The sequence below is a fragment of the Streptomyces sp. GESEQ-35 genome (assembly GCF_017948485.1).
Lineage (GTDB): Bacteria > Actinomycetota > Actinomycetes > Streptomycetales > Streptomycetaceae > Streptomyces.
The window spans coordinates 100,084-122,071 of the sequence record NZ_JAFFSX010000002.1 but is presented as its reverse complement, the minus strand read 5'-3'; the positions used below and the strand labels follow the sequence as shown (position 1 = coordinate 122,071).

Annotated in this window: 22 protein-coding genes; 11 read left to right on the top strand and 11 right to left on the bottom strand. The window is 69.3% G+C overall.

Annotated elements, in window-relative coordinates:
* Positions 1–9: 9 nt before the first annotated feature.
* Positions 10–3,312: a GH92 family glycosyl hydrolase gene (locus KCH87_RS04115; protein WP_210584200.1), complete on the bottom strand. Its 3,303-nt coding sequence runs from the start codon at positions 3,310–3,312 to the stop codon at positions 10–12.
* A 572-nt stretch (positions 3,313–3,884) separates the two neighbouring features.
* Between KCH87_RS04115 and KCH87_RS04110 the strand changes: the two genes are divergently transcribed.
* Together KCH87_RS04110 and KCH87_RS04105 are read left to right on the top strand one after the other, a co-directional pair.
* Positions 3,885–4,973, top strand: coding sequence for a lytic polysaccharide monooxygenase (locus tag KCH87_RS04110; RefSeq protein ID WP_374198952.1), 1,089 nt, complete (start codon positions 3,885–3,887; stop codon positions 4,971–4,973).
* Between the two features lie 64 nt (positions 4,974–5,037).
* A complete protein-coding gene (locus tag KCH87_RS04105) occupies positions 5,038–5,379 on the top strand; it encodes a hypothetical protein (RefSeq protein WP_210584195.1) in 342 nt (113 codons plus the stop codon).
* Positions 5,380–5,381: 2 nt separating this feature from the next.
* Here the strand turns inward: KCH87_RS04105 and KCH87_RS04100 are convergent, their stop codons facing one another.
* The 3 genes from KCH87_RS04100 to KCH87_RS04090 all read right to left on the bottom strand — a co-directional run bounded on the left by KCH87_RS04100 (position 5,382) and on the right by KCH87_RS04090 (position 8,299).
* A complete protein-coding gene (locus KCH87_RS04100) occupies positions 5,382–5,984 on the bottom strand; it encodes a bifunctional 2-polyprenyl-6-hydroxyphenol methylase/3-demethylubiquinol 3-O-methyltransferase UbiG (RefSeq protein WP_210584194.1) in 603 nt (200 codons plus the stop codon).
* A 75-nt stretch (positions 5,985–6,059) separates the two neighbouring features.
* Positions 6,060–7,577, bottom strand: a complete 1,518-nt coding sequence (locus KCH87_RS04095) for a cell wall metabolism sensor histidine kinase WalK (RefSeq protein WP_210584193.1) — start codon at positions 7,575–7,577, stop codon at positions 6,060–6,062.
* On the bottom strand, positions 7,574–8,299 hold the full coding sequence (locus KCH87_RS04090) for a response regulator transcription factor (RefSeq protein WP_210584192.1): 726 nt from the start codon (positions 8,297–8,299) through the stop codon (positions 7,574–7,576). Before KCH87_RS04090 ends, KCH87_RS04095 begins: the two co-directional genes overlap by 4 nt.
* A 538-nt stretch (positions 8,300–8,837) precedes the next feature.
* On the opposite strand from KCH87_RS04090, the gene KCH87_RS48835 reads away from it, so the two are divergent.
* On the top strand, positions 8,838–9,794 hold the full coding sequence (locus KCH87_RS48835; protein ID WP_308298744.1) for a helix-turn-helix domain-containing protein: 957 nt from the start codon (positions 8,838–8,840) through the stop codon (positions 9,792–9,794).
* Here the strand turns inward: KCH87_RS48835 and KCH87_RS04080 are convergent.
* Positions 9,727–9,873, bottom strand: coding sequence for a hypothetical protein (locus KCH87_RS04080; protein ID WP_210585026.1), 147 nt, complete (start codon positions 9,871–9,873; stop codon positions 9,727–9,729). The genes KCH87_RS48835 and KCH87_RS04080 overlap by 68 nt on opposite strands.
* Positions 9,874–9,900: 27 nt before the next feature.
* On the opposite strand from KCH87_RS04080, the gene KCH87_RS50685 reads away from it, so the two are divergent.
* The 6 genes from KCH87_RS50685 (at position 9,901) to KCH87_RS04050 (ending at position 15,022) form a co-directional block, all read left to right on the top strand.
* Entirely contained in the window at positions 9,901–10,581 is a 681-nt protein-coding gene (locus KCH87_RS50685) for a muconolactone Delta-isomerase family protein (RefSeq protein WP_210584191.1), read from the top strand.
* A 747-nt stretch (positions 10,582–11,328) separates the two neighbouring features.
* A complete protein-coding gene (locus tag KCH87_RS04070) occupies positions 11,329–12,261 on the top strand; it encodes a helix-turn-helix domain-containing protein (protein WP_210584190.1) in 933 nt (310 codons plus the stop codon).
* Between the two features lie 183 nt (positions 12,262–12,444).
* Entirely contained in the window at positions 12,445–13,017 is a 573-nt protein-coding gene (locus KCH87_RS04065) for a TIGR03086 family metal-binding protein (RefSeq protein WP_210584189.1), read from the top strand.
* Positions 13,018–13,076: 59 nt separating this feature from the next.
* Positions 13,077–14,174 carry a hypothetical protein gene (locus KCH87_RS04060; protein WP_210584187.1) on the top strand — a complete coding sequence of 366 codons (1,098 nt, stop codon included), beginning with the start codon at positions 13,077–13,079 and terminating at the stop codon, positions 14,172–14,174.
* Between the two features lie 193 nt (positions 14,175–14,367).
* Positions 14,368–14,577, top strand: a complete 210-nt coding sequence (locus KCH87_RS04055) for a hypothetical protein (protein ID WP_210584185.1) — start codon at positions 14,368–14,370, stop codon at positions 14,575–14,577.
* On the top strand, positions 14,570–15,022 hold the full coding sequence (locus KCH87_RS04050) for a hypothetical protein (protein ID WP_210584183.1): 453 nt from the start codon (positions 14,570–14,572) through the stop codon (positions 15,020–15,022). Before KCH87_RS04055 ends, KCH87_RS04050 begins: the two co-directional genes overlap by 8 nt.
* An 89-nt stretch (positions 15,023–15,111) precedes the next feature.
* On the opposite strand, the gene KCH87_RS04045 is transcribed toward KCH87_RS04050, so the two are convergent.
* From KCH87_RS04045 to acnA, 4 genes are all read right to left on the bottom strand, one after another.
* Positions 15,112–15,369 (bottom strand): response regulator transcription factor, encoded by a 258-nt coding sequence (locus KCH87_RS04045; protein WP_210584181.1) that lies wholly within the window; start codon positions 15,367–15,369, stop codon positions 15,112–15,114.
* The gene (locus KCH87_RS48830; RefSeq protein ID WP_247195858.1) at positions 15,294–15,581 is read right to left on the bottom strand and encodes a hypothetical protein; all 288 of its coding nucleotides are present in this window, start codon (positions 15,579–15,581) and stop codon (positions 15,294–15,296) included. Before KCH87_RS48830 ends, KCH87_RS04045 begins: the two co-directional genes overlap by 76 nt.
* Positions 15,582–15,612: 31 nt before the next feature.
* Complete coding sequence (locus KCH87_RS48825; protein WP_247195697.1) at positions 15,613–15,897, bottom strand: SMI1/KNR4 family protein; 285 nt, start codon at positions 15,895–15,897, stop codon at positions 15,613–15,615.
* Between the two features lie 198 nt (positions 15,898–16,095).
* The gene (gene acnA, locus KCH87_RS04035) at positions 16,096–18,813 is read right to left on the bottom strand and encodes an aconitate hydratase AcnA (protein WP_210584179.1); all 2,718 of its coding nucleotides are present in this window, start codon (positions 18,811–18,813) and stop codon (positions 16,096–16,098) included.
* 260 nt (positions 18,814–19,073) lie between these two features.
* Between acnA and KCH87_RS04030 the strand changes: the two genes are divergently transcribed.
* Positions 19,074–19,274, top strand: a complete 201-nt coding sequence (locus KCH87_RS04030) for a DUF4236 domain-containing protein (RefSeq protein ID WP_210584177.1) — start codon at positions 19,074–19,076, stop codon at positions 19,272–19,274.
* A 64-nt stretch (positions 19,275–19,338) separates the two neighbouring features.
* Positions 19,339–20,868 carry a UDP-N-acetylglucosamine 1-carboxyvinyltransferase gene (locus KCH87_RS04025; protein ID WP_210584175.1) on the top strand — a complete coding sequence of 510 codons (1,530 nt, stop codon included), beginning with the start codon at positions 19,339–19,341 and terminating at the stop codon, positions 20,866–20,868.
* A 15-nt stretch (positions 20,869–20,883) separates the two neighbouring features.
* Here the strand turns inward: KCH87_RS04025 and KCH87_RS04020 are convergent, their stop codons facing one another.
* Together KCH87_RS04020 and KCH87_RS50020 are read right to left on the bottom strand one after the other, a co-directional pair.
* On the bottom strand, positions 20,884–21,837 hold the full coding sequence (locus KCH87_RS04020) for an ROK family protein (RefSeq protein ID WP_210584173.1): 954 nt from the start codon (positions 21,835–21,837) through the stop codon (positions 20,884–20,886).
* Between the two features lie 6 nt (positions 21,838–21,843).
* Positions 21,844–21,972: a hypothetical protein gene (locus KCH87_RS50020; RefSeq protein ID WP_282612914.1), complete on the bottom strand. Its 129-nt coding sequence runs from the start codon at positions 21,970–21,972 to the stop codon at positions 21,844–21,846.
* Positions 21,973–21,988: the final 16 nt, after the last annotated feature.

Below are 21,988 nucleotides of genomic sequence, written 5' to 3'. Positions count from 1 at the left end.
CAGCGCAACTCAACTCACCGCAAGCGTGAACACATGCACGTCCGCGTCGTCCGGCAGCGTCACGCTCTTGATGCGCTTGGCATCCGGTGCCGTAAACGGTTTCGTGGCGAAGACATACGTGTCGACTTGATCCCGGTCCGCACCGGCGACGTTCCGGTACGCAGCCCGCGCGACGATCTCATTGCCGTACTGGACGCTGCCGCTGCCACCGCCGACGGTCCAGTCCGTGAAGGCCAGATCGACCGTGCCGGTCGTGCCGTCGGTGTAGGTGACCGTCGCCTGCGACTGCTGGTTGCCGTTGACGGCGCTCCCGAGGAAGGACAACTGCGTGATGCCGTCGGCCAGTTCGACGGTCTGGCCGTCGGCCGTGGCGTTGTCCGGGCGGCCGCTCGGCGAGTCCGGCCAGGTGTAGCTCAGGCCGTTCACCGTGCCCTGTCCGCCCGGAGTGAGGCCCGCCGCGGCCAGGGCCTGGCGGGAGTAGCTCCAGCCGCCGCCGTCGTAGTCGGCCTCGTCATGATCGCCCTCGTCTTCCGAGACGCCGGTGTTGTTGTAGGCGGCGAGCAGGGAGCCGGGCGCGGCGACGGTCAGGGCGACGGGCTGCTCGTACGAGGTGCCGTCCGAAGTCACCGTGATCCCGACGTCGTAGAAGCCCTGCCGGATGCCCTCCGAGGCGGCGAGGGTGACCTCCTGCGATCCGTCGACGACCGTTCCCTCGCCGGGAGTTGCGGTGATCCCCTCGGGCGTCTCCACACGGAAGTGCACCTCGGGTCCCGAGCCGTCCCCGCTCATCGACAGGGCGCGGATGGCGGCCTTCGTGCTGCCGCCCGGCGCGATCGTCGCCGTGGTCGGGCCGACGCCGATCTGGTACGGCTGCTCGCCCTCACGGAAGGAGGGCGGTGTCTGGGACGCTCCCCAGGTGGGGTCGGGTGTGCCGGAGAGGGTGTAGTCCAGTCGGCCGCCGTCGCGTACGAAGGAGGCGGGCAGCCAAGGGCGGTCGCTCGCACGGCCGTCGACCTTCAGGGAGTGGATGTACGGTGCGTCGGCCGCCGCTCCCTCCGCGCGGACGGAGATGTCGTTGCCGTACGGGCGGTCGATCTCGATCCTCGGGAACAGCGGGGAGGCCAGGACGAGTTCGGCGCGGGACGGTACCTGGGGATACATGCCGAGCGCGGAGAAGACGTACCAGGACGACATGGCGCCGAGGTCGTCGTTGCCGGGGATGCCGCCGGGCTGCGTGGACCAGAGCTGCCGCATGGCCGCGCGGACCGTCTCCTGCGTCTTGTACGGGGCGCCCGCGTAGGCGTACAGGTAGGGGACGTTGATCGACGGCTCGTTGTCCAGTTCGGACCTCTCACCGCCGCTGCCGGTGAAGGCCCAGCTGCCGTCGGCGTTGTGGAAGAAGGAGTCGAGGCGTGCCATGGCCTCGTCCTTGCCGCCCAGCGCAGCGAAGAGACCGGCCGGATTGTGCTGCACCATCCAGGTGTACTGGGCGGCCGTGCCCTCGACGAAGCCGTTGCCGGTGGCCGGGGTGAATCCGGTTACCCAGCTGCCGTCGGCCTTGCGGTTGGCGATGTAGCCGCCGGTGGAGTCGGCGGCGATGTTGAAGTTGTTCTGCCACCACTGGGCCCGGGCCGCGAAGTCGCCGGCCGTGTCCTTCTCCCCTGCCGCCGAGGCGAGTTGGGAGAGCGCGAAGTCGGCGCCGGACATCTCCAGCGTCTCGGCCCCGCCGCCCCAGGCGTTGGAGACCGACGGCATGTAGTGGAGCTTCAGGTACTTGTCGAGGGAGGGGCGCTGGCCGACCGACAGCACCGGTTTCCCGGCGGAGGAGAGGTCCTGTTCCGTGGGCACGGTGGCCGCCCGGACCAGGGAGTCCAGTGCTCCGCGCAGGTCGAAGTCCTTGCCGCCGAAGGCGCGGATGCCTGCGAGGGCGATGGGTGAGGGATCGCCGTTCATGACGTGGGTGCCGCTCGCGCCGTGCAGCCAGCGGTCCCAGATGCCGCCGTTCTGCTCGGCGAGTTCGTACAGCGACTGCGCGATGTCCGACCCCGTACGCGGGTCGAGCAGGGTCAGCAGCTGGACCTGGGAGCGGTAGACGTCCCAGCCGGAGAAGGTGCCGTACTGCGCCTGACGGCCATGGCCGACGGTGTGCACCTGGCCGTCGCTGCCCCGGTATCTGCGGTTGACGTCGCTGATGACGTTCGGGTGGAAGAGGGAGTGGTAGAGAGCGGTGTAGAACGTGGTGCGCTCGGCGTCCGTGCCGCCACCGACGCGGATGGCGTCGAGCCGGTCGCGCCAGGACCGGTGGGCGGCGTTCTGCACAGAGGCGAAGGAACGGCCGGGCGGGTTCTCCGCCGCGAGGTTGGCCTCGGCGCCCGCTCGGCTGACGTACGAGATACCGACCTTGACGTTCACCGGACCGGCGCCGGGCTCGAACTCCACGTATCCGCCCGCGCCTTTGCCCGCGACGGGCCGCCCGCCGTTCGTGAATCCGCCGGTGCCGCCGCCGGCCGCCGTGGAGCCCGGGGCCAGCTTGTCGTCCTGCCAGGTGCCGGTCGCCTTGAAGGCCCGGTCGAAACGGGCGGTGAAGTGCAGGGTGTAGTAGGCGCGTTGGCCTTCGGGGTCGAGGTAGCCGCAGAAGTTGCCGGAGGTGACGGAACCGGAGACGGTTCGGGTCGCCGGGTCGATCTCGATCGACGAATCGGTGGAGCCCACCTCGGAGTTGGCGGTGCGGATCAGCAACGAGGCGGGCTTGTCGGCGGGATAGGTGAAGCGGCCCGAACCCGTGCGCGCGGTCGCCGTCAGGTCGGCCGTGACACCGGAGGCGAGGCCCACCTTGTAGTGGCCGGGCTCGGCCCTCTCGTCGGCGTGACTGAAGTCGGAGGCGTACACCGCGTCCTTGGTGTCGCTCGCCGGGGACGAGGTGACCTCACCGGCGTACGGGAAGAACGGGATGTCGCCGCTGCCGCCCGCGCAGCCCGTGCCGGACATATGCGTGAGGCTGAAACCCCGGATGCGGGTGGCGTCGTAGAGGTAGCCACCGGGCGCGGCCGTGCGGGTGGCATCGCCTCTGGTGTTCTCCGGGCTCCAGGAGAGCATGCCGAACGGAACGACGGCGCCCGGGAAGACATTGCCGCCGTTCTTGGTGCCGATGAGCGGATCGACGTACGCGGTGGGGTCCTGGACGAGTTCGTCGGGTGGCGCGGCGAGCGCCGGGGATGGGGGTCCCCCCGCTCGAGCGAAGCCGAGAGTGGGGGAGGCGCCGGCCACCGTGAGAACGGCGGCCAGCAGCAGGGACATAGGACGGAAACGCATGACGCGGCCCCTCCTCCTTCGGACGGGTCGCGCACCACAGGTCGCACAAGCCGCGGGGACAGTAGCGTGCGCCACCGGTACCACGGAAGACCGCGTACGGCCGTGCCGGCACGCGGCTCGGCCACACGGACGGGTCAACGCGGCAACTCGCTTGACATCGTTGTCGGTTGACGCGGTACAGTCACTTCACAGACTATTAGACAACGTTGTCGCACGGCGGTGTCGTCACAAGCCACACAACACCCGGGTCGGTCCCCCACCCCCCTTGCCGACCCGGCTCGCGGGCCCGGTGGACCAGTCCACCGGGTCCGCCCGGAGCGGCCAACGGGCCCGCGCTCGCACGCTGTCCGGATTTCCCCTGCTCCAACGAGGGCCGCACCCACCCCGGTGCGGCCCTCTTGCGTCAGGCGTTTACAAGTGGGCAACGCGGCGCTACTTTCCCCACAGCGGGGGGTGGGAGCGCTCCCACACCCGGTGGACCGGAACCCGCCCAGGACCACTCCCGTCCCCCGCATCCACGTGCGCACGTTCCTCACGACCGCCGAGCGAAGGGACGTAGAACTGTCATGTCCGTGACAGCCGCATCCTCAACTCCCCGCCCCCGACCCCGATTACCGCTCCCGACCCGCCGAGGAGCCCTCCTCCTCGTCCTCCTGTCCCTGCTCACGACGGTCCCGGCCCTCGGCCTGATCGTCACGGCCGGTGGCAAGGCGGAGGCCCACGGCACCCCGATGAAGCCCGGCAGCCGCACCTTCCTGTGCTGGCAGGACGGGCTGACCGACACCGGTGAGATCAAGCCCGTCAACCCGGCCTGCAAGACGGCACAGCAGGTCAGCGGCACCACGCCGTTCTACAACTGGTTCTCCGTGCTGCGCTCGGACGGTGCCGGCCGCACTCGCGGCTTTGTGCCGGACGGCGAGCTGTGCAGCGGCGGCAACACCAACTTCACGGGCTTCAACACCCCTAGTGCCGACTGGCCGTTGACCCATCTGACCTCGGGCGCGACCGTCGACTTCTCGTACAACGCCTGGGCCGCGCACCCGGGTTGGTTCTATGTGTACATCACCAAGGACGGCTTCGATCCGACCACGACGCTCACCTGGGACGACATGGAGGAGCAGCCGTTCCTGAGCGTCGACCACCCGCCGCTGAACGGTTCACCGGGCACGGTCGAGGCCAACTACTCCTGGTCCGGACAGCTCCCCGCGGGCAAGTCGGGGCGGCACCTCGTCTACATGGTGTGGCAGCGCTCGGACAGTGCGGAGACCTTCTACTCCTGCTCCGACGTCGTCTTCGACGGCGGCAACGGCGAGGTAACCGGTATCAAGGAGCCCGGCAACCCGACCGACCCGGTGCCGGGCACCTGCACGGCCGCCCGGAGGACGACCGGAAGTTGGAGCGGCGGCTACCAGTCCGAGGTGACCGTCACCAACTCCGGGGACGTCCCGATGCTCGGCTGGATGGTCGACTGGACACTGGCGAGCGGTCAGCGGGTCGACAGTCTGTGGAGCGGCAATCCGACGTACAGCGGGCAGGACGTGATGGTCCACAACGCCGACTGGAACGGATCGCTGGATCCGGGCGAGAGCACGACGTTCGGCTACGTCGTAACCGGTTCCGGCGGTGATTCGGCGGCGACCCTGCCCTGCCGGGTCGGCTGAGCGGGACGTTGCGGGCGGGCCCGGTGGGTGGTGTCCATCGGGCCCGTGTCGTCCGTTCAAGAGGGTGCTGCGCTCGGCCCGCGTCGGGCGCGTGGCGCAGGTGCTCGTCGTGGTTCTCGCGCCGTTGGTGCGCGTCGGTGTCGCGGTGGAGCCGCGCGAGGTGAACGGCCGGCCTGGGGCGGCGCTTTTCCGCGAGCGGGACGGCAAGGTCCTCAACGCCTTGGCGCTCGACATCCTCGGCGGCCGGAACCAGACGGTCCGCTCGGTGACCAACCCCGACAAGCTCGGGCACATGGGTCCGGTGACGGACGCCTGGGCGGTCGTGCGCGAGGCGAACCAGGCCGGCCCGCCCGTCGTGGCCGACGGCTTCGTCACCGGTCCCGGTTTCACCGTCGAACCGTTGTGACGTCACCCGGAGGCGAAGGCCTCAGTGGCCCGGTACACCAGCAGGTACCGCCAGAACAGCAGGCGGCGCATGGTCGAACCGGGCAGCAGACGGGCGGATTCGGCGCGGGTCTCGGCGTAGGTCAGGGGCGGTGGCCAGACGATCGGCACCTGAACGGGCGGGGCGGGATCGCGCCTGCTCAGGAGCCGGTCCGCCCTGAGCAGACACCTTGCCGGGAGTGCACACACGAAGTCGGTGGCCGTGCTGACCGGATAGACCCCCAGCACGACCAGAACGCCTCCCGGGGCGAGGGCCTTCCGCAAGGTCAGTACCGAGTCGAACGGCATGTGATGGAGGCTGGCGATGCACGAAATGACGTCGTAGTGCGCGTCCGGTAAGTCCAGTTGGCGTACGTCGGCCTGTCGGTAGCGAGGACCCCCGCCGGACGCTTGCGCCGCCTCGATGACGTCGGCATGGGCGTCCACGCCTTCGGTGTCGAGTCCCTGCCCTGCGAGCAGCCGGGCGAACTGCCCCGTGCCGCACCCGACATCCAGTGCCGTCAGCGCTCCTTCCGGCACCTGCTTCAGCAGCAGCGGATGATAGTGATCATTGAAGTTGACAGCCATGTGGTCGAACCCTAATCCGACTCAACTGCCTTCTGCCAGAAGGAGATTGGGCACTCGCCCCGGAATGCGGCCGGCTCACCGCACACCGGCCCTGGTCGGCTCCGCGACCGCGTCCACGCGTGGCACCGGCGCCTCGCTCCGCAGAGTCGGCAGCGTCACCGTGAACTCCGTGTGCCCCGGCTCGCTCCGTACGTCGATGCTCCCGCCGTGCGCCGCGGTGATCGCCGCCACGATGGCCAGCCCGAGCCCCGACCCGCCGCCTGTGCCCCCGGAGCGGGTGCGGGAGGCGTCGGCGCGGGTGAACCGTTCGAAGACGGTCGGGAGGAGGCCGGGCGGGATGCCCGGACCGTCGTCGTGGATGCGTACGACGCACTCGGCGGCCCCGGTCTCCACCGTCGCGACGACCCTCGTACCCACAGGTGTGTGCACCCGCGCGTTGGCCAGCAGGTTGGCCACCACCTGGTGGAGGCGGGCCTCGTCGCCCAGGACCAGCGGCGTTGCGTCCAGGCGGAGTTCCAGCTGCCAGTCGTGCCCGCCGCCCGCGGCCCGCGCGTCCCAGACGGCCTCGGCGACCACTGCCGCGACGTCCACTTCGGCGGACTCCAGCGGCCGGCCCTCGTCCAGCCGGGCCAGCAGCAACAGGTCCTCCACCAGCCCGGTCATCCGGGCCGACTCCGCGGAGACCCGGCGCCAGGCGAGCACGGGCTCGATCCTGTCCGTGCCGCGGTTCATCAGTTCCGCGTAGCCGGCGATCGACGCCAGAGGTGTACGGAGTTCATGGCTGGCGTCGGCCAGGAAGCGGCGCATGCGGTCCTCGCTGCGCTGGCGTTCCGAGAGCGAGGACTCCACGTGGTCGATCATGCGGTTGAGCGCTGCGCCGACCTGACCGGCCTCGCTGCCGGGGTCGGTGTCGGCAGCGGGGACCCGGGTCAGCCCGGCCACCTCGCCGCGGTCCAGTGGGGCCCGCGAGACCTCGACCGCGGTGGCGGCGACCCGGCCGAGCGGACGCAGCTGCCGTCGTATGACCACCGCGCAGACACAGCCCGCGACCGCGAGGCCGACGGCCGCGACGACCGCTTCGACCACGACCATGCCGCTGATCATGTCCTGTACGTCGTCCATGGGGAGGCCGATCAGGACGCGCACACCGCTGGAGTCGACGGCGGTGATCCGGTAGGTGCCCAGGCCGGGGACCGTTCTGGTGTGCTTGGAGCCGTCGGTCCGGATGCCCGACATGGCCTCGCGCTGGGCCGTCGTAAGCGGTTTCGGTTCGGTGTCCTGGCCGACCACCTCGCCGGAGATGATTCCGCCACTGTCGTCGACCCGCGCGGCGAGCATGCCGGCCGGATGGCCGCTCTCGCGGAGGAACGTCAGATCCCGCTCCAGGTCCGGATGGAGCGAGGCGCCGCCCAGGCTGCGTTCGACGGCGTTGGTGACGCGGTCGTCCAGGTTGCCCAGCAGATAGGTGCGTTGGACGAAAACGGTTGTGAGGGCCATCGCAGCGCACACGGCGACGAGCGTGGCGCTGATGAAGACGAGGAGGCGGGTGCGCATCGAGTGGGTGCGCAGGGCCATGCGGTAACGGACGGTCATCTGCCCTCCTCCCCCGGTCTGATGGCGTAGCCCATGCCGCGCATGGTGTGGATCATCGGCGCCCGCCCCTTGTCGAGCTTGCGGCGCAGGTTGGAGATGTAGACCTCGACGAGGTTGCCGCCGCCGTCGAAGGAGCTGCTCCAGACGTGGTCGAGGATCTGGGCCTTGCTCAGTACCTGGCGCGGATGGTGCAGCAGCAGGCTGAGCAGGTCGAACTCCTTGGCGGTGAGCTCGACGGGGGTGCCGGCGCGGTGCACCTCGCGGCTCTCCGTCGTCAGCACGAGATCGCCGAGGACCCGTACGGAGTCGTCGGCCGGCCGCCGCTCGGCCCCGGCGCGGCGCAGCAGCCCGCGCAGCCGCAGCACGACCTCCTCCAGGGAGAACGGCTTGGTCACATAGTCGTCCGCGCCTGCCGACAGCCCGTCGATACGGTGCTCCAGGGCGTCCCGGGCGGTGAGCATCAGGACGGGCAGCTCCGGTTTCTCGTACCGCAGACTGCGCAGCACCTGGAGGCCGTCCAGGTCGGGCAGCATGCCGTCCAGGACGACGGCGTGCGGAGCGCAGCCGCGGGCGATCCGCAGCGCGCTCTCTCCGTCCAGGGCGGGGTAGGGTCGCCAGCCCGCCTCGGTGACGGCGACGGCGAGCAGTTCGGTGAGACCGGGCTCGTCGTCGACGATGAGGACGCGGATACGGCCGGTGCGCAGCCCAGAGGTGCCAGACATGTTGCGATCCTGTCCCGGTCCGCTGGGGGAATCCTGTGTTCCACCTGAGACGGGGCGATGTCCTCAAAAAGCCGGTACGCGAAGGGCCGCACCCCCGTCACCGGGGATGCGGCCCAACTGCCGTACGCGATCCGTTACTTGACCGGTTTCCCGATCTGTTACTTGCGGATCAGGCTGCGCAGCACGTACTGAGACATGCTTCGATTGCCGTTCTTAACCCTATTCACCGCCGCCGTTTGACCTCACTCTCGACCAACCACACAAAATGACTGGTCAAAGGCGTGCCGAGGGATACAAACAGGCACTAACTCGCAGTTGGTGAAGCACCTCAGTTCACATGCTTCGGTTGCGATACTTGCGATCGCCACCTCCCCTGAAATCCGACGTTGCGATCGACCCGGGCTCCGAGCCGAGCTTCCGCGCTTGGCACCGGCTTCGTCGGTCATGGGTGGGCATGGCAGCGCTGCTGCGGGCAGGCGAAGACCAGTCGTAGGAAGGAGGCTGTCGGTGTGAGGTCTCAGGAGATGCTTAACCGTTTGTGCTCTGGACATGGTTGACACGTTCGGCTGAACGTCCGCTATCCCCCAACTGCCGGTGCGGCAGCGGCGCTTCCGTCGGAGTCGTGGATGTACAGCAGTTGGCCGAGTACCGCTACCGGGCTGTCCGCGAAGTGCTCGGCGGGTCTCCGATCGGTGAGGTCGCGGCCCGGTACGGCACCTCGCGCCAGACCCTGCACAACTGGCGGCGGCGGTTCGAGCAGGAGGGCATGCCCGGTCTGCTGGATCGCTCCCGCCGGCCGCGGAACAGTCCCACGCGCCTGTCCGCCGAGGTTGAGGCCGAGATCTGCGAGCTGCGCCGCCGACATCCCCGGTGGGGTGCCCGCCGGATCTCCCACGAGCTGTCCGGCCGCGGGCTGGAGTCGGCGCCGTCGCGGGCCACGGTCCACCGGGTGCTGTCCCGCAATGGCCTGGTCCGCGCCCAGGAACAGCAGCATCCGCTCACGTACCGCCGGTGGCAGCGTGAGACGCCGATGCACCTGTGGCAGCTGGACCGGGTCGGAAGGAGGCAACTGTCGGGTTCATCAGCTGCAGCAAACGACACAGCCGAGAACAGCAGCGATGTACCACGGTCGGTTCGACGCTCGGCACGCACGACCGTGAGCGTAGAGCACGCCGACAATCAGAGCGCCTCGCGAACACCATGGCCGCGCCGCCCGGCCTCTGCGGTCGTACTCGAGGACCTCCGGAAGGCGGGAGCCGCCAAGGCCGAGGGCGCGCCTCCTCTGTCACAGGCGCAAGTCGACCGGATCGTCGCCATCCTGCGCCAGCGCAGGCTCTCAGGCCAGTGCACGTCGTGGACGCGGAGCGCCACACCGGACGGCTGGCGGCCGTGGAAACAGTACCCGGCACCGGCGGCACGGGGTGCGGTCACGCTCCTCTCGCGTTCGCGCTCACCCAGCGCCGCAGCGCGAGCCCGCTGGTCTGGTCCTCCCTGATCGCGACCGAGACGGACCTCTGGACCGGGATGGCACCGGCGACGCTGGTGATCGCCCTCGGCTTCGGGACCGGCGTCATCGCCCGAACCAGGCCGCAGTCCATGGAGTGGACGACGACAACCGGAGATCGCCTCGGCGCTGCTCACCTCCGCCCAGCACCTCGGCGTCGCCCCCGGCCTCGCGATCCTGGCGAGCGTCGCCGCTGCAGTCAACGCCGCGCCGCGACGGCCGGCGCGAGTACTTCGTCGAGTTCGTCCTGGGCGACACCAGCGGCCTGGCTCCGGATCAGCTCGCAGACAAGTGGCAGCAGGAGGCAGTGGCCGCCGGCAACGCTGCGTCGGCGGGCCTGCTGCGCCGTCTCTGGCTCCGCCCGGACGGGCTCCCTGCCCTCGGGGTGTGGCAGGCGACCGACCGGGAGACGCTCGACCGGGCGCTCGAGGGTCTCCCTATGGCTCCGCGGCTCATGATGCCGGTCACTCACCTGGATCCACACCCGATGAACTGCGCGAACACCACCCGCGGCTCAGGCCGGTTGAACAGACGCCCCAACGAGCCGGTCAGTCTGGTCAGTTCGTCACGCCACTCGGCTATCAGTTCAGCCGTCACATCCCGCATCATCCCCGGTCAACGACAGCACGCGGACCCCATCACAAGATCTCCGACTGTCGTAGTCGCCGCCGCGTGTCTCGGGATCGAAGCGGGTGCAGAGGCGCGGGCCCGCTTGTGCCTGGGCTGTCTTCCGCCTGCAGACCACCGCCCGGAGCTGCCCGGCCGCCGCGACGATTGACAAGACGGAACGGGCGGCATCGTGACCGTGATGCCGCCCGTTCCGTCGGTGCTCCCTCGGCCCCGGCGGTGTTGCTGAAACTCACCGAGATTCCAGACGCCGACCCCACCCAGTCGTTGCTGGAACTCACCGACAGGCGTTGCTGCCCGTAATCGACATACTCAGTTGTGACGTCTCCCGCCAACGGCTCGCGGGAAAGCGTCGCCAGCAGATACTGCGTCAGGACGAGAGCGGAGACGACCGCCATCACGGTCAGGGGAAGACGCCGCCGGAACACCACTGCCACCGCCATCGACAGACCGATGAGCCAGTCGGCGCCGGTGTCGTAGAACAGCGTCGATCAGGCGACCAGCCCGGCCAGGGCCAGGTCGTACGCCCGATGCCTCCCCGACGTCCGGGATATCCGGCCCAGCATGGCCGCCGGTGCACAACGGTGATCACAGCGCGCGACCGACCCTGTTCCGGTAGCGCCCCGCTGACACTGTCCGAGGTGCGCCGTTCCATGTCGGGCCGCGCATGCGCCTACCCCGTGGAGGACGTCAACGGTAATGCGTCCGTGCGTGAGTGGATGCGATGAGGACGACCGGTGCCGGGACGGCGTTCACTCACCGACCCGGCACGCCGCACCGGCAGCTCGCGCCGCAGCGACTCCGGTGAGATCGGGGGCGCCGGGCGCGTGCCCGCGACGTCGTGTCTGCTACTCCCAGGAGCAGGCTAGATGTGGAGAGCCTGGCCATACTCGGTCGCATGGACGAGACAACGCACGGCAAGTCCCTCCTCGGTGAGTTCCTGTCCACTCGCCGGGCGCAGTTGAAGCCGGCAGACGTGGGGCTGCCGGACTACGGCGACCGGCGGCGGGTGCCGGGGCTGCGGCGTGAGGAACTGGCCCAGCTGGCCGGTGTCAGCGTGGCCTACTACATCCGGCTGGAACAGGGTCTGTCGCTCAACGCCTCGCCCCAGGTCCTCGACGCGCTGGCCACCGCTCTGCGGCTGGACAACGCGGAGCGGCGTCACCTGCACACCTTGTCCGGTGATGCCTGGAAGAGCCGCCGCCGGCTCCCCGCCGAGCGGGTCACCGCAGCGGTGCGCCAACTGGTGGATGCTTTCGGGGACTCACCCGTGGTCGTCCTCGGCCGGCGCTCGGACATCCTGACGTGGAACCGCGCCGGGCATGCGTTGTTCGCCGGGCACTTGGCCCCGGACAGCCCGGATCAAGCGGCCACGCGGCCCAACACGGCCCAGCTGGTATTCCTGGACGCCCACACCCGGGACCTGTACGTGGACTGGCCCAGGAAGGCACGGGACGTGGTGGGCAAGCTCCGGCAGGCAGTCGGCGAGTATCCGGACGACCGGCAGCTGGCCTCCCTCATCGGCGAGTTGACCATGCGCAGCCCGGAGTTCGCCAAGCTGTGGGCCGAGCACCGGGTGCGCGCCTGGGACACGGCCGAGTACCGGATGCACCATCCGATGGTCGGGGAGCTGGACGTGCTGCAGCACTCGCTGCCGGTGCCCCGGGGACAGGGGATCCGGGTAGTGGTGACGACGGCGGCGCCCGGCTCCGCCGCCCAGGCGGCGCTTCAGCTGCTCAACCAGACCCTCCAGCCCGCTGCGGACAGGCCGGCAACCGCCCACCCCGCCGTCGGCACCCCCGCACGCGTCGATCCTCCCGTGCATTCCTGACTCGGCCGTCCGGCCGCCGCAAGACCACAGTCCGCTCAGAGCGTCACGCCTGAACGTCACCCGGCAGCCCCCGGCCCGAGGCCGGCAGGGAGTGCCGCGGGGGCCCTGTCACGCGCGCCTTCCCGCCGCCGATGACGCTGCCACCCCTCTTTTCTTCTCTTTCACGCCAACTGGAGGTTCCCCATGTCCACTACACCTGTCACGGCTTTCGCCGAGGTCATTGACACCGTTGCCCACCTGGTCGAGGCCGTGGAGAAGGAGCAGTGGAGCGCGCCCACGCCCTGCACCGACTGGGATGTCCAGCAGCTTGTCGACCATCTGGCGGCGGGACAGCACACGTTCGCCCTCGTGATGGGGGCGGAGCCGCCCCTGCCCGCGCTCGATGCCGACCCCGCTCCAGAAGCGCTCAAGGAGAAGTTCCGGACGTCGGCCGCCGCCCTGGTGACCGCCTTCGAGGCGCCAGGAGCACTGGAGCGCACGGTGCAGGCCCCGATCGGTGAGGTGCCGGGCGCTGTGGCGCTGCATCTTCAGACCATCGACCAACTGGTGCACGGCTGGGACCTGGCCCGGGCCATCGGCCAGAAAGCCCTGTTCGACGACGCCACGGTCGAGCGGGAGACCGAGTTCGCCCGCGGCCTCGTCGCACAGCTGCCCTCCGGGCCGGGCGCTCCGTTCGCGCCGTCCCGGACCGCTCCGGAAGACGCCCCCGCGATCGACCGGCTGGCCGCCCTGCTCGGACGCGACATCACCAAGTGACCCCCCATACAGCTCACCGCAGTACACACCGGCCCCAACTCTCCCGAGGAGCAAGGACAATGAAGAGGACGAAGCTGAGGATTGCCCTCGCGGGCGCGGCACTTGTCGCTGCCGCGGCCACCGGGACGGCGTTGGCCGCGAGCAGTTCCGATTCCTCTGCCGGACCCGGATCCGGATCCGAGCAGCCCCAGACACAGACCCAGACACAGACCCAGCAGAGCAAGCAGAAGACGCCCAACGTCATCAAGGCCGATGGCGCGAACGTGTTCCCGCACTCCCTGGACTACGACCCGCAGTCGAAGACGTTCTTCGCCACCTCGCTGAAGCAAGGCAAGGTATCCGCCTTCGGTCGGGACGGAAGGGTGCGCACCCACATCGACGACCCGGCGCTGGTGTCGGCGCAGGCCGTCAACATCGACCGCGAGCGGGACCGCATCCTGGTCAGCAATACGGACTACGGCATTGCCGACCGTTCCCACAAGGACAACCCCTTCAAGGTCGCCGGTGTGGGCAGCTACGACCTCGCCAGCGGGAAGCAGCACTGGTGCGTCGATCTGACCGCGGTCGCCAACGACGGCAAGAAGCACCTGATCTCCGACGTCGCGGTGGCGCCCGACGGCACCACGTACGCCGTCGACGAGCTGACCGCGACGGTGTTCAGCGTCGACAGAAACGGCCGCGGCTCGATCTTCCTGCAGAACGACCTGCTCCAGGGCAAGCTCGACATTCCCGACTTCCTTGACGATGTCGGTATGACAGCGGTCGAGTGGGTGGAGGGAAACCAGCTGATCATCTCCATGGCCGACGGCTCCCTGGTACGGGTGCCTGTCGACAACCCCGAAAAAGCGCAGAAGGTGAAGCTCTCCACCCCGCTGTCGTCCCCTCCGGCCGGCATGGAGCTCCTGAAGGACGGCTCCATCAATGTGGTCAGCAGCGGTCTGCTGACCGGCAAGCCCGCCACGATCCAGCATGTGAAGCCCCGCGACGGCTGGAAGGAAGCCACGGTGAGCGTCACCGACTCCGTCAACGACCCCATCACCAGCGACGTCACCGTGGGACCGGGCGGGACGACGTACGCGCTCAGCGGTGGGCTGGCCCAGTTCCTCGCAGGCAAGCCCAACGACGGATTCACCCTGACCCCCGTCAAGACCGATTGAGCCGGAGGCCGTTCCCCGGACGACCTGCGGGCACCGCTCCCGCGACCTGTCCCGGAGCCGGCAGTGTGCGGTAGCGCCCCTCTCACGGGCGGGCCACCGCACGCTGCTTGGTACGAAACGGAGCACAAGGTGGTCGGCGTGTTCCTCCCGCACGTCCAGGCCCTGCGCCAGATGATGGTACAGAACTACCACCGTGACGCCGCAGGACGCCTGCTCTGGCGCACTGCCGAGGACGACGGACCGGGGCCTGCCGCCCTCGTCCCGGGCGATCGTCTCGCCCTACGACACCGCGGCCCGCCACGCACGGCACGGACACATCATCAGCTGGAGCGGGTTCTCCGCTCACGACCAACTCCCGGGCACGAGCCAGGCCCCGCCGGTGCAGAAGGACGACGATGAGTGAGACACCGCTCTCCGATGTCGACGAGGACGTCCAGTCCGCCCTCGCGGCCTTAGAGACCGCCGACGGGCTGGTGCCCGGCGAAGCATTTCCCGCCCTGCAGACCGATGCACTGCGGGCAGTTGCCGTCCGGAGTCTGGCCGGCCACGGCCGCGTCCTGCTGGTCCGCGAACACCATGGAATATCCGGCTTCACCAGCGGCTACGACGACACCGTGGGCGAACGCCTGGCCGCCGAGGGCATCGGAGTCCTGCCGCCCTTGGACCGGGCGGTGCTGGTACTGGTCCTGCTGCGCACGGTCGCAGCCCTCGCGTGGCGGACGGCGGGTACGACGTGGCTGACCCGTGCAGTGTGGACCCAATGGCCGGCACCCTCGCCGAGGCTGAGGAACTGCTCGCCGAGGCGCGGCGGCGCCCGGCGCTGTGGCGGATCGGCGTCGGCGGGCTGACGGCGGAAGGCGCCGGCAGAAGATTGCCGGCGCCTTCCGCCGTTCCCTGGCCAGAACGCGACTGTCAGGTTCCCTTCAGCCATGGTTCATCACGCCGGGTGATCTGGAGCGCAAGGATCATGAGGTTCGCCCGGTTGCTGATCCCCCGCCTTCCCCCGGATCCTGCGCAGATAAGTGTCGACGGTGTGCGGGCTGAGGTGCATGCGCCGCGCGATGGAGGAGTAGGTGTGTCCTTCTGCGAGGTGGCTCAGCACCTCGATTTCGCGCGTACTCAGCAGGTCGAGTACGTCGCTGGAGGGCAAGGGCGCGTCCAGTTCGGGTCCATCGGATACACAGGGCCGTCCCATACCAGTGCCTGATCGACGAGACCGGGCACTGTCGTGTCCTGGCGTCCGTCCGCGTACTCCACACCGCGGGTCTCGTGCAGGGCGTCGGCGACTTCGATGAGGTAGTCGGCGAACGAAGGCCACACGCCCAGTTCTGGGATGCCGGCCTCTTCGAAGGTTCCGATCCGCCCGTAGCCCGGCCCTGGCGTGCAGTCGGAGAACAGCCAGTACAAGGCCGCTGCGGTCGGTCGCGGCGAAGGCCAGTTACCGCATCGCGGGGTCAGCGGGCCGACCGATGGTGTGGGGGCCCTCGTCCCAGGTCGGCAGGTGCTGCACCGGGGGGATCGCGTGCTTCATCGGCAACAGCCAGGCAGTCCCCTGTCCTTGCAGGGGGAACCCGGTCTCGGGTTCGGGTGTCCAGCCGAAGTCCGCGGGGTGACCGGTGCCGTTGCGGAGGCGGTAGAAGGCCTTGAGGCCGGGTGGGATGGTGAGGTCGAGTTCCTGCTCGACCTCATGGATGTCGGCCTCCGGGGCGGGCGGAGGAAGCAACCGACAGGAACGTGGAGCGTGCTCCCTCAGCCACGCCTCGATCCTTGCCCAGGCGCCCGCAACGGCCCGCTCCTGCTGCTGAGTCCGGGAACAGATCGCGGGCGATCATGGTCGCAGGCGCGTATTCCGCCCCGTCGAGCGCGAGCGCCCCGCCCCCCGCGCGCGAGATGCAGGGGCAGGGCGCTCGTTCACGTCAGGTCAAGAACCGACAAGTTGGCGCAGCACGTACTGCATGATGCCGCCGTTGCGGTAGTAGTCGGCCTCACCGGGGGTGTCGATGCGGACGACCGCGTCGAACTCGACGCCCGTGTCGGTGGTGACCTTGACCGTGCGCGGCGTGGTGCCGTTGTTGAGCTCCTCGACGCCGGTGAAGGAGAAGGTCTCCTCGCCGGTCAGGCCGAGGGACTCGGCCGAGGTGCCCTCCGGGAACTGGAGCGGGAGCACGCCCATGCCGATGAGGTTCGAGCGGTGGATGCGCTCGTACGACTCGGCGATGACGGCCTTCACGCCGAGGAGCGCGGTGCCCTTGGCCGCCCAGTCGCGGGACGAGCCGGAGCCGTACTCCTTGCCCGCCAGGATGACCAGCGGGATGCCGGCGGCCTGGTAGTTCTGCGAGGCGTCGTAGATGAAGGAGACCGGCGCGCCCTCGACGGTGAAGTCGCGGGTGTAGCCGCCCTCGGTGCCCGGCGCGATCTGGTTGCGCAGGCGGATGTTGGCGAACGTACCGCGGATCATGACCTCGTGGTTGCCGCGCCGGGAACCGTACGAGTTGAAGTCGCGACGCTCCACACCGTGCCCGGTGAGGTACTTGCCGGCCGGGGTGTCGGCCTTGATCGCACCGGCCGGGGAGATGTGGTCGGTGGTGACCGAGTCGCCCAGCTTCGCCAGCACGCGTGCGTCGGCGATGTCGGAGACCGGGGTGGTCTCCATCGTCATGCCCTCGAAGTACGGGGGCTTGCGGACGTAGGTGGACTGCGGGTCCCACTCGAAGGTGTTGCCGGTCGGGATCGGCAGCGCCTGCCACTGGGCGTCACCCGCGAAGACGTCCTGGTAGGACTTGTTGAACATGTCCTCGCCGATGGCGTTCGCCACGACGTCGTTGACCTCGGCCTCGGAGGGCCAGATGTCCTTGAGGAAGACCGGGTTGCCCTCGGTGTCGACGCCGATGGCGTCCTTGGTGATGTCCACCTTCATGGAGCCCGCGAGGGCGTACGCGACGACCAGCGGCGGGGAGGCCAGGTAGTTCATCTTGACGTCGGGGTTGATCCGGCCCTCGAAGTTCCGGTTGCCGGAGAGGACCGAGGTGACCGCGAGGTCGTGGTCGTTGACGGCCTTGGAGACCTCCTCCGGCAGGGGGCCGGAGTTGCCGATGCAGGTGGTGCAGCCGTAGCCGACGAGGTTGAAGCCGACCTTGTCCAGGTACGGGGTCAGGCCCGCCTTGTCGAAGTAATCGGTTACCACCTTTGACCCCGGGGCGAGGGTGGTCTTGACCCACGGCTTGCGGGTCAGGCCCTTCTCCACGGCCTTCTTCGCGACGAGCGCGGCGGCGACCATGACGTACGGGTTGGAGGTGTTGGTGCAGGAGGTGATCGCGGCAACGGTTACGGCACCGTGGTCGATCGTGTAGGTCGAGCCGTCGGGGGCCGTGACCTGGACCGGGTTGGACGGGGCGCCGTTCGGTGCGACGGCCGGGGCGTCGGAGGCCGGGAAGGACTCCTGGCCCGCCTCGTCCACGCTGTCGACGTAGTTGCGTACGTCCGTCTTGAACTGCTCGGCGGCGTTGGCGAGGACGATGCGGTCCTGCGGGCGCTTCGGGCCGGCGATCGACGGGACGACGGTGGACAGGTCCAGCTCGAGCTTCTCGGAGAAGTCCGGCTCGGCCTTCGGGTCCAGCCAGAGGCCCTGCTCCTTGGCGTACGCCTCGACGAGCGCGAGCTGCTGCTCGGAACGGCCGGTGAGCTTGAGGTACTTGATCGTCTCGTCGTCGATCGGGAAGATCGCCGCGGTGGAGCCGAACTCCGGCGACATGTTGCCGATGGTGGCGCGGTTCGCGAGGGAGGTGGCGGCCACGCCCTCGCCGTAGAACTCGACGAACTTGCCGACGACACCGTGTTTGCGGAGCATCTCGGTGATCGTGAGCACGAGGTCGGTGGCGGTGGTGCCGGGGGTCAGCTCACCGGTGAGCTTGAAGCCGACGACGCGCGGGATGAGCATGGAGACCGGCTGGCCGAGCATCGCGGCCTCGGCCTCGATACCGCCGACGCCCCAGCCGAGGACGCCGAGGCCGTTGACCATGGTGGTGTGGGAGTCGGTGCCGACGAGGGTGTCGGGGTACGCCTGGCCGCCCCGCACCATGACGGTCCGGGCGAGGTGCTCGATGTTGACCTGGTGGACGATGCCGGTGCCCGGCGGGACGACCTTGAACTCGTCGAAGGCGGTCTGGCCCCAGCGCAGGAACTGGTAGCGCTCCCTGTTGCGGCCGTACTCCAGCTCGACGTTCTGCGCGAACGCCTCGTTGGTGCCGAACTTGTCGGCGATGACGGAGTGGTCGATGACCAGCTCGGCCGGGGCCAGCGGGTTGATCTTCGCCGCGTCACCGCCCAGCTCCTTGACGGCCTCGCGCATGGTGGCGAGGTCCACGACACAGGGCACGCCGGTGAAGTCCTGCATGATCACACGGGCGGGCGTGAACTGGATCTCCTGGCTGGGCTGGGCCTGCGAGTCCCAGCCGCCGATGGACCGGATGTGGTCGGCGGTGATGTTCGCGCCGTCCTCGGTCCGGAGCAGGTTCTCCAGCAGCACCTTCAGGCTGTACGGAAGGCGAGCCGAGCCTTCCACCTTGTCCAGCCGGAAGATCTCGTACGACTCGTCGCCCACCTGCAGCGTGCTGCGGGCGTCGAAGCTGTTCGCCGACACGACAGTCTCCTTCTTTGATGTGCGCGTTCCCACCGCATCCTGCCGCCACGACGTCTTGGCCGATCCGCTAAGGTCAGGCTAAGTTAGGTAACCCTTACTGCCAGACCGGTGATGGCGTGCGGTTGCGGTACGCCTCCGTAGATATCTCGATGTCGAGATAACTCTAGTACATGGGGGCCGGATGGTCATGCCCGGCCCACGGCGATCTGCCATGCCCGCACGCCTTCCGGGTATCCGCTACGGAAGGAAGGGAGGCACCCATGCCCCTGACGTTCCGCAAGAGTTTCCGGATACTTCCGGGAGTGCGCCTGAACATCAATCGGCGCTCATGGTCCATCACCACCGGCGGCGGCAAGCACGGGCCGCGGCATACACACAGCAGTACCGGACGTCGTACGACATCGGTTGATTTGCCCGGACCTTTCGGATGGCGTCGCACCCGTAACTCCAGGCGGCGTTGACGGCCCGTCACCCGAATGGCCTCCTTAGGAGGCGCCATCTCATATCTGAGATAACCTCAACCCCATGGCAGACGACTACCTCGTACGCATCGGCAAGCTCATCCGTGACGCCCGGCAGCACCGGGGCTGGACACAGTCGCAACTCGCCGAGGCGCTCGGCACCAGTCAGAGTGCGGTGAACCGCATCGAACGCGGCAACCAGAACATCAGCCTTGAGATGATTGCCCGGATCGGTGAAGCGCTCGACAGCGAAATCGTCTCTCTGGGTTACGCGGGGCCGATGCACCTGCGTGTGGTCGGTGGTCGTCGGCTGTCCGGCTCCATCGACGTGAAGACCAGCAAGAACGCGTGCGTGGCACTGCTGTGCGCCTCGCTGCTCAACAAGGGGCGCACAGTGCTGCGTCGGGTGGCGCGCATCGAGGAGGTGTACCGCCTGTTGGAGGTGCTGGGCTCGATCGGGGTCCGCACCCGCTGGATCAACGACGGGGTCGACCTGGAGATCGTGCCGCCGGCCGAGCTCGACCTGGAGGCCATCGACGCCGAGGCCGCCCGCCGCACCCGGTCCATCATCATGTTCCTCGGTCCGCTGCTGCATCGTATGGACGCCTTCAAGCTGCCGTACGCGGGCGGTTGCGACCTGGGGACCCGGACCATCGAGCCGCACATGATCGCCCTGCGGCGCTTCGGGCTCGACATCGCCGCCACCGAGGGGCTGTACCACGCCCAGGTGGACCGGTCCGTCTCCCCCGAGCGGCCGATCGTGCTGACCGAACGCGGGGATACGGTTACCGAAAACGCGCTGCTGGCCGCCGCGCGGCATGACGGCGTAACCGTTATCCGCAACGCGTCCTCCAACTACATGGTCCAGGACCTCTGTTTCTTCCTGGAGGCGCTCGGCGTCAAGGTCGAGGGCATCGGCACCACCACGCTCACTGTGCACGGCGTGCCGACGATCGACGTCGATGTGGACTACTCGCCCTCCGAGGACCCGGTCGAGGCGATGAGCCTGCTGGCCGCCGCCGTCGTCACCGAGTCGGAGCTGACGGTGCGTCGGGTGCCGATCGAGTTCCTGGAGATCGAGCTCGCGGTCCTCGAGGAGATGGGGCTCGACCACGACCGGAGCCCCGAGTACGTCGCCGACAACGGCCGTACGCGGCTGGTCGACCTCACCGTACGGCCCTCCAAGCTGGAGGCGCCGATCGACAAGATCCACCCGATGCCGTTCCCGGGCCTGAACATCGACAACGTCCCGTTCTTCGCGGCCATCGCGGCCGTCGCGCAGGGCCAGACCCTCATCCACGACTGGGTCTACGACAACCGGGCGATCTACCTCACCGACCTCAACCGCCTCGGCGGACGCCTCCAACTCCTCGACCCGCACCGGGTGCTGGTCGAAGGGCCGACCCGCTGGCGGGCCGCCGAGATGATGTGCCCGCCGGCGCTGCGGCCCGCCGTGGTCGTCCTGCTGGCGATGATGGCGGCCGAGGGCACGTCCGTGCTGCGGAACGTGTACGTCATCAACCGGGGATACGAGGATCTGGCCGAGCGGCTCAACACGATCGGGGCGCAGATCGAGATCTTCCGGGACATCTGAGAAACGGGGTACGGGCTACGCTCCGCGCGCCGCGAACACCGCCGCACCCAGCAGGGCCTTGTCCTCGCCGTCGTCGTGCACCGACAGGGCGAGTCGTTGGAGCCGCGGGCTGTCCTGGGTGAGGCCGGCGGCGAGGGGCGGGCCTATCAGCGGCCACGCGGCCGTGATGGAGCCGCCCAAGGCCACCGTGTCGGCCTCGAAGGCGGTCAGCCACGGGGCGAGGGCGCCGCCGAGAGCGCGCAGTGCCGAGGTGATCACGTCTCGGGCGATGACGTCGACGGCGGCGAGGGCCGTCAGTTCCCGTAGCCCGTCGACGGGACGGCCGGTGCGGTTCGTGTAGTGGGTGGTCATCGCCCGGGTGGAGACCGTGTCCTCCAGCGGGCGGCCGTCGACGGTGAGCAGGTCGACGCGACCCTCGGGCGGCACGCGTGGGTCGTCCTCGACGATCGTTCCCCGGTCCAGGAACGCGGAGCCGACCCCCGTGCCGAGCGTGACCGCGACGAGGCGCCGGCTCCCGGTGTGGGCCGCGTGCCAGGCACCGAGGGCGAACGCGGAGGCGTCGTTGAGGAACCGCAGCCGGTCCGGGCGGCGGCTCAGACGGGGCGTCAGGAGCCCGCCGACGGCGAGGCCGTCCAGCGAGGCGAACTTGCCGACGCCCTGGTAGCGGGCGATGCCGCGCGCGTAGTCGAACGGCCCCGGTACCGCGATGCCCCAGGTGCCGCCGACCGCACGCGCGCCGAGGGCCGTCGCCGAGAGCACGCCGTTGGCGGCCTCGGCGAGCGCGGCGAGGAAGTCCTCGGGGCCGATACCGGACGTCAGCGGCAGGCGGCGCCTCGTGCCGTCGGCGATCGTGGCACGGTCCAGGTCGACGGCCGCCGCGGTGACATGGGAGCCACCCACTTCGAGGACCGGCACGACGGGCAGCGGCACGGGGCCTGCGGAATCCGCCAACGGCGACATCGACGTCATCGGCGCCTACCGCGCTGCCAGGTGGTCGACGAGCGTGGCGCGGTCCAGGTCGACGGCCGCCGCGGTGACATGGGAGCCACCCACTTCGAGGACCGGCACGACGGGCAGCGGCACGGGGCCTGCGGAATCCGTCATCGGCGACATCGACGTC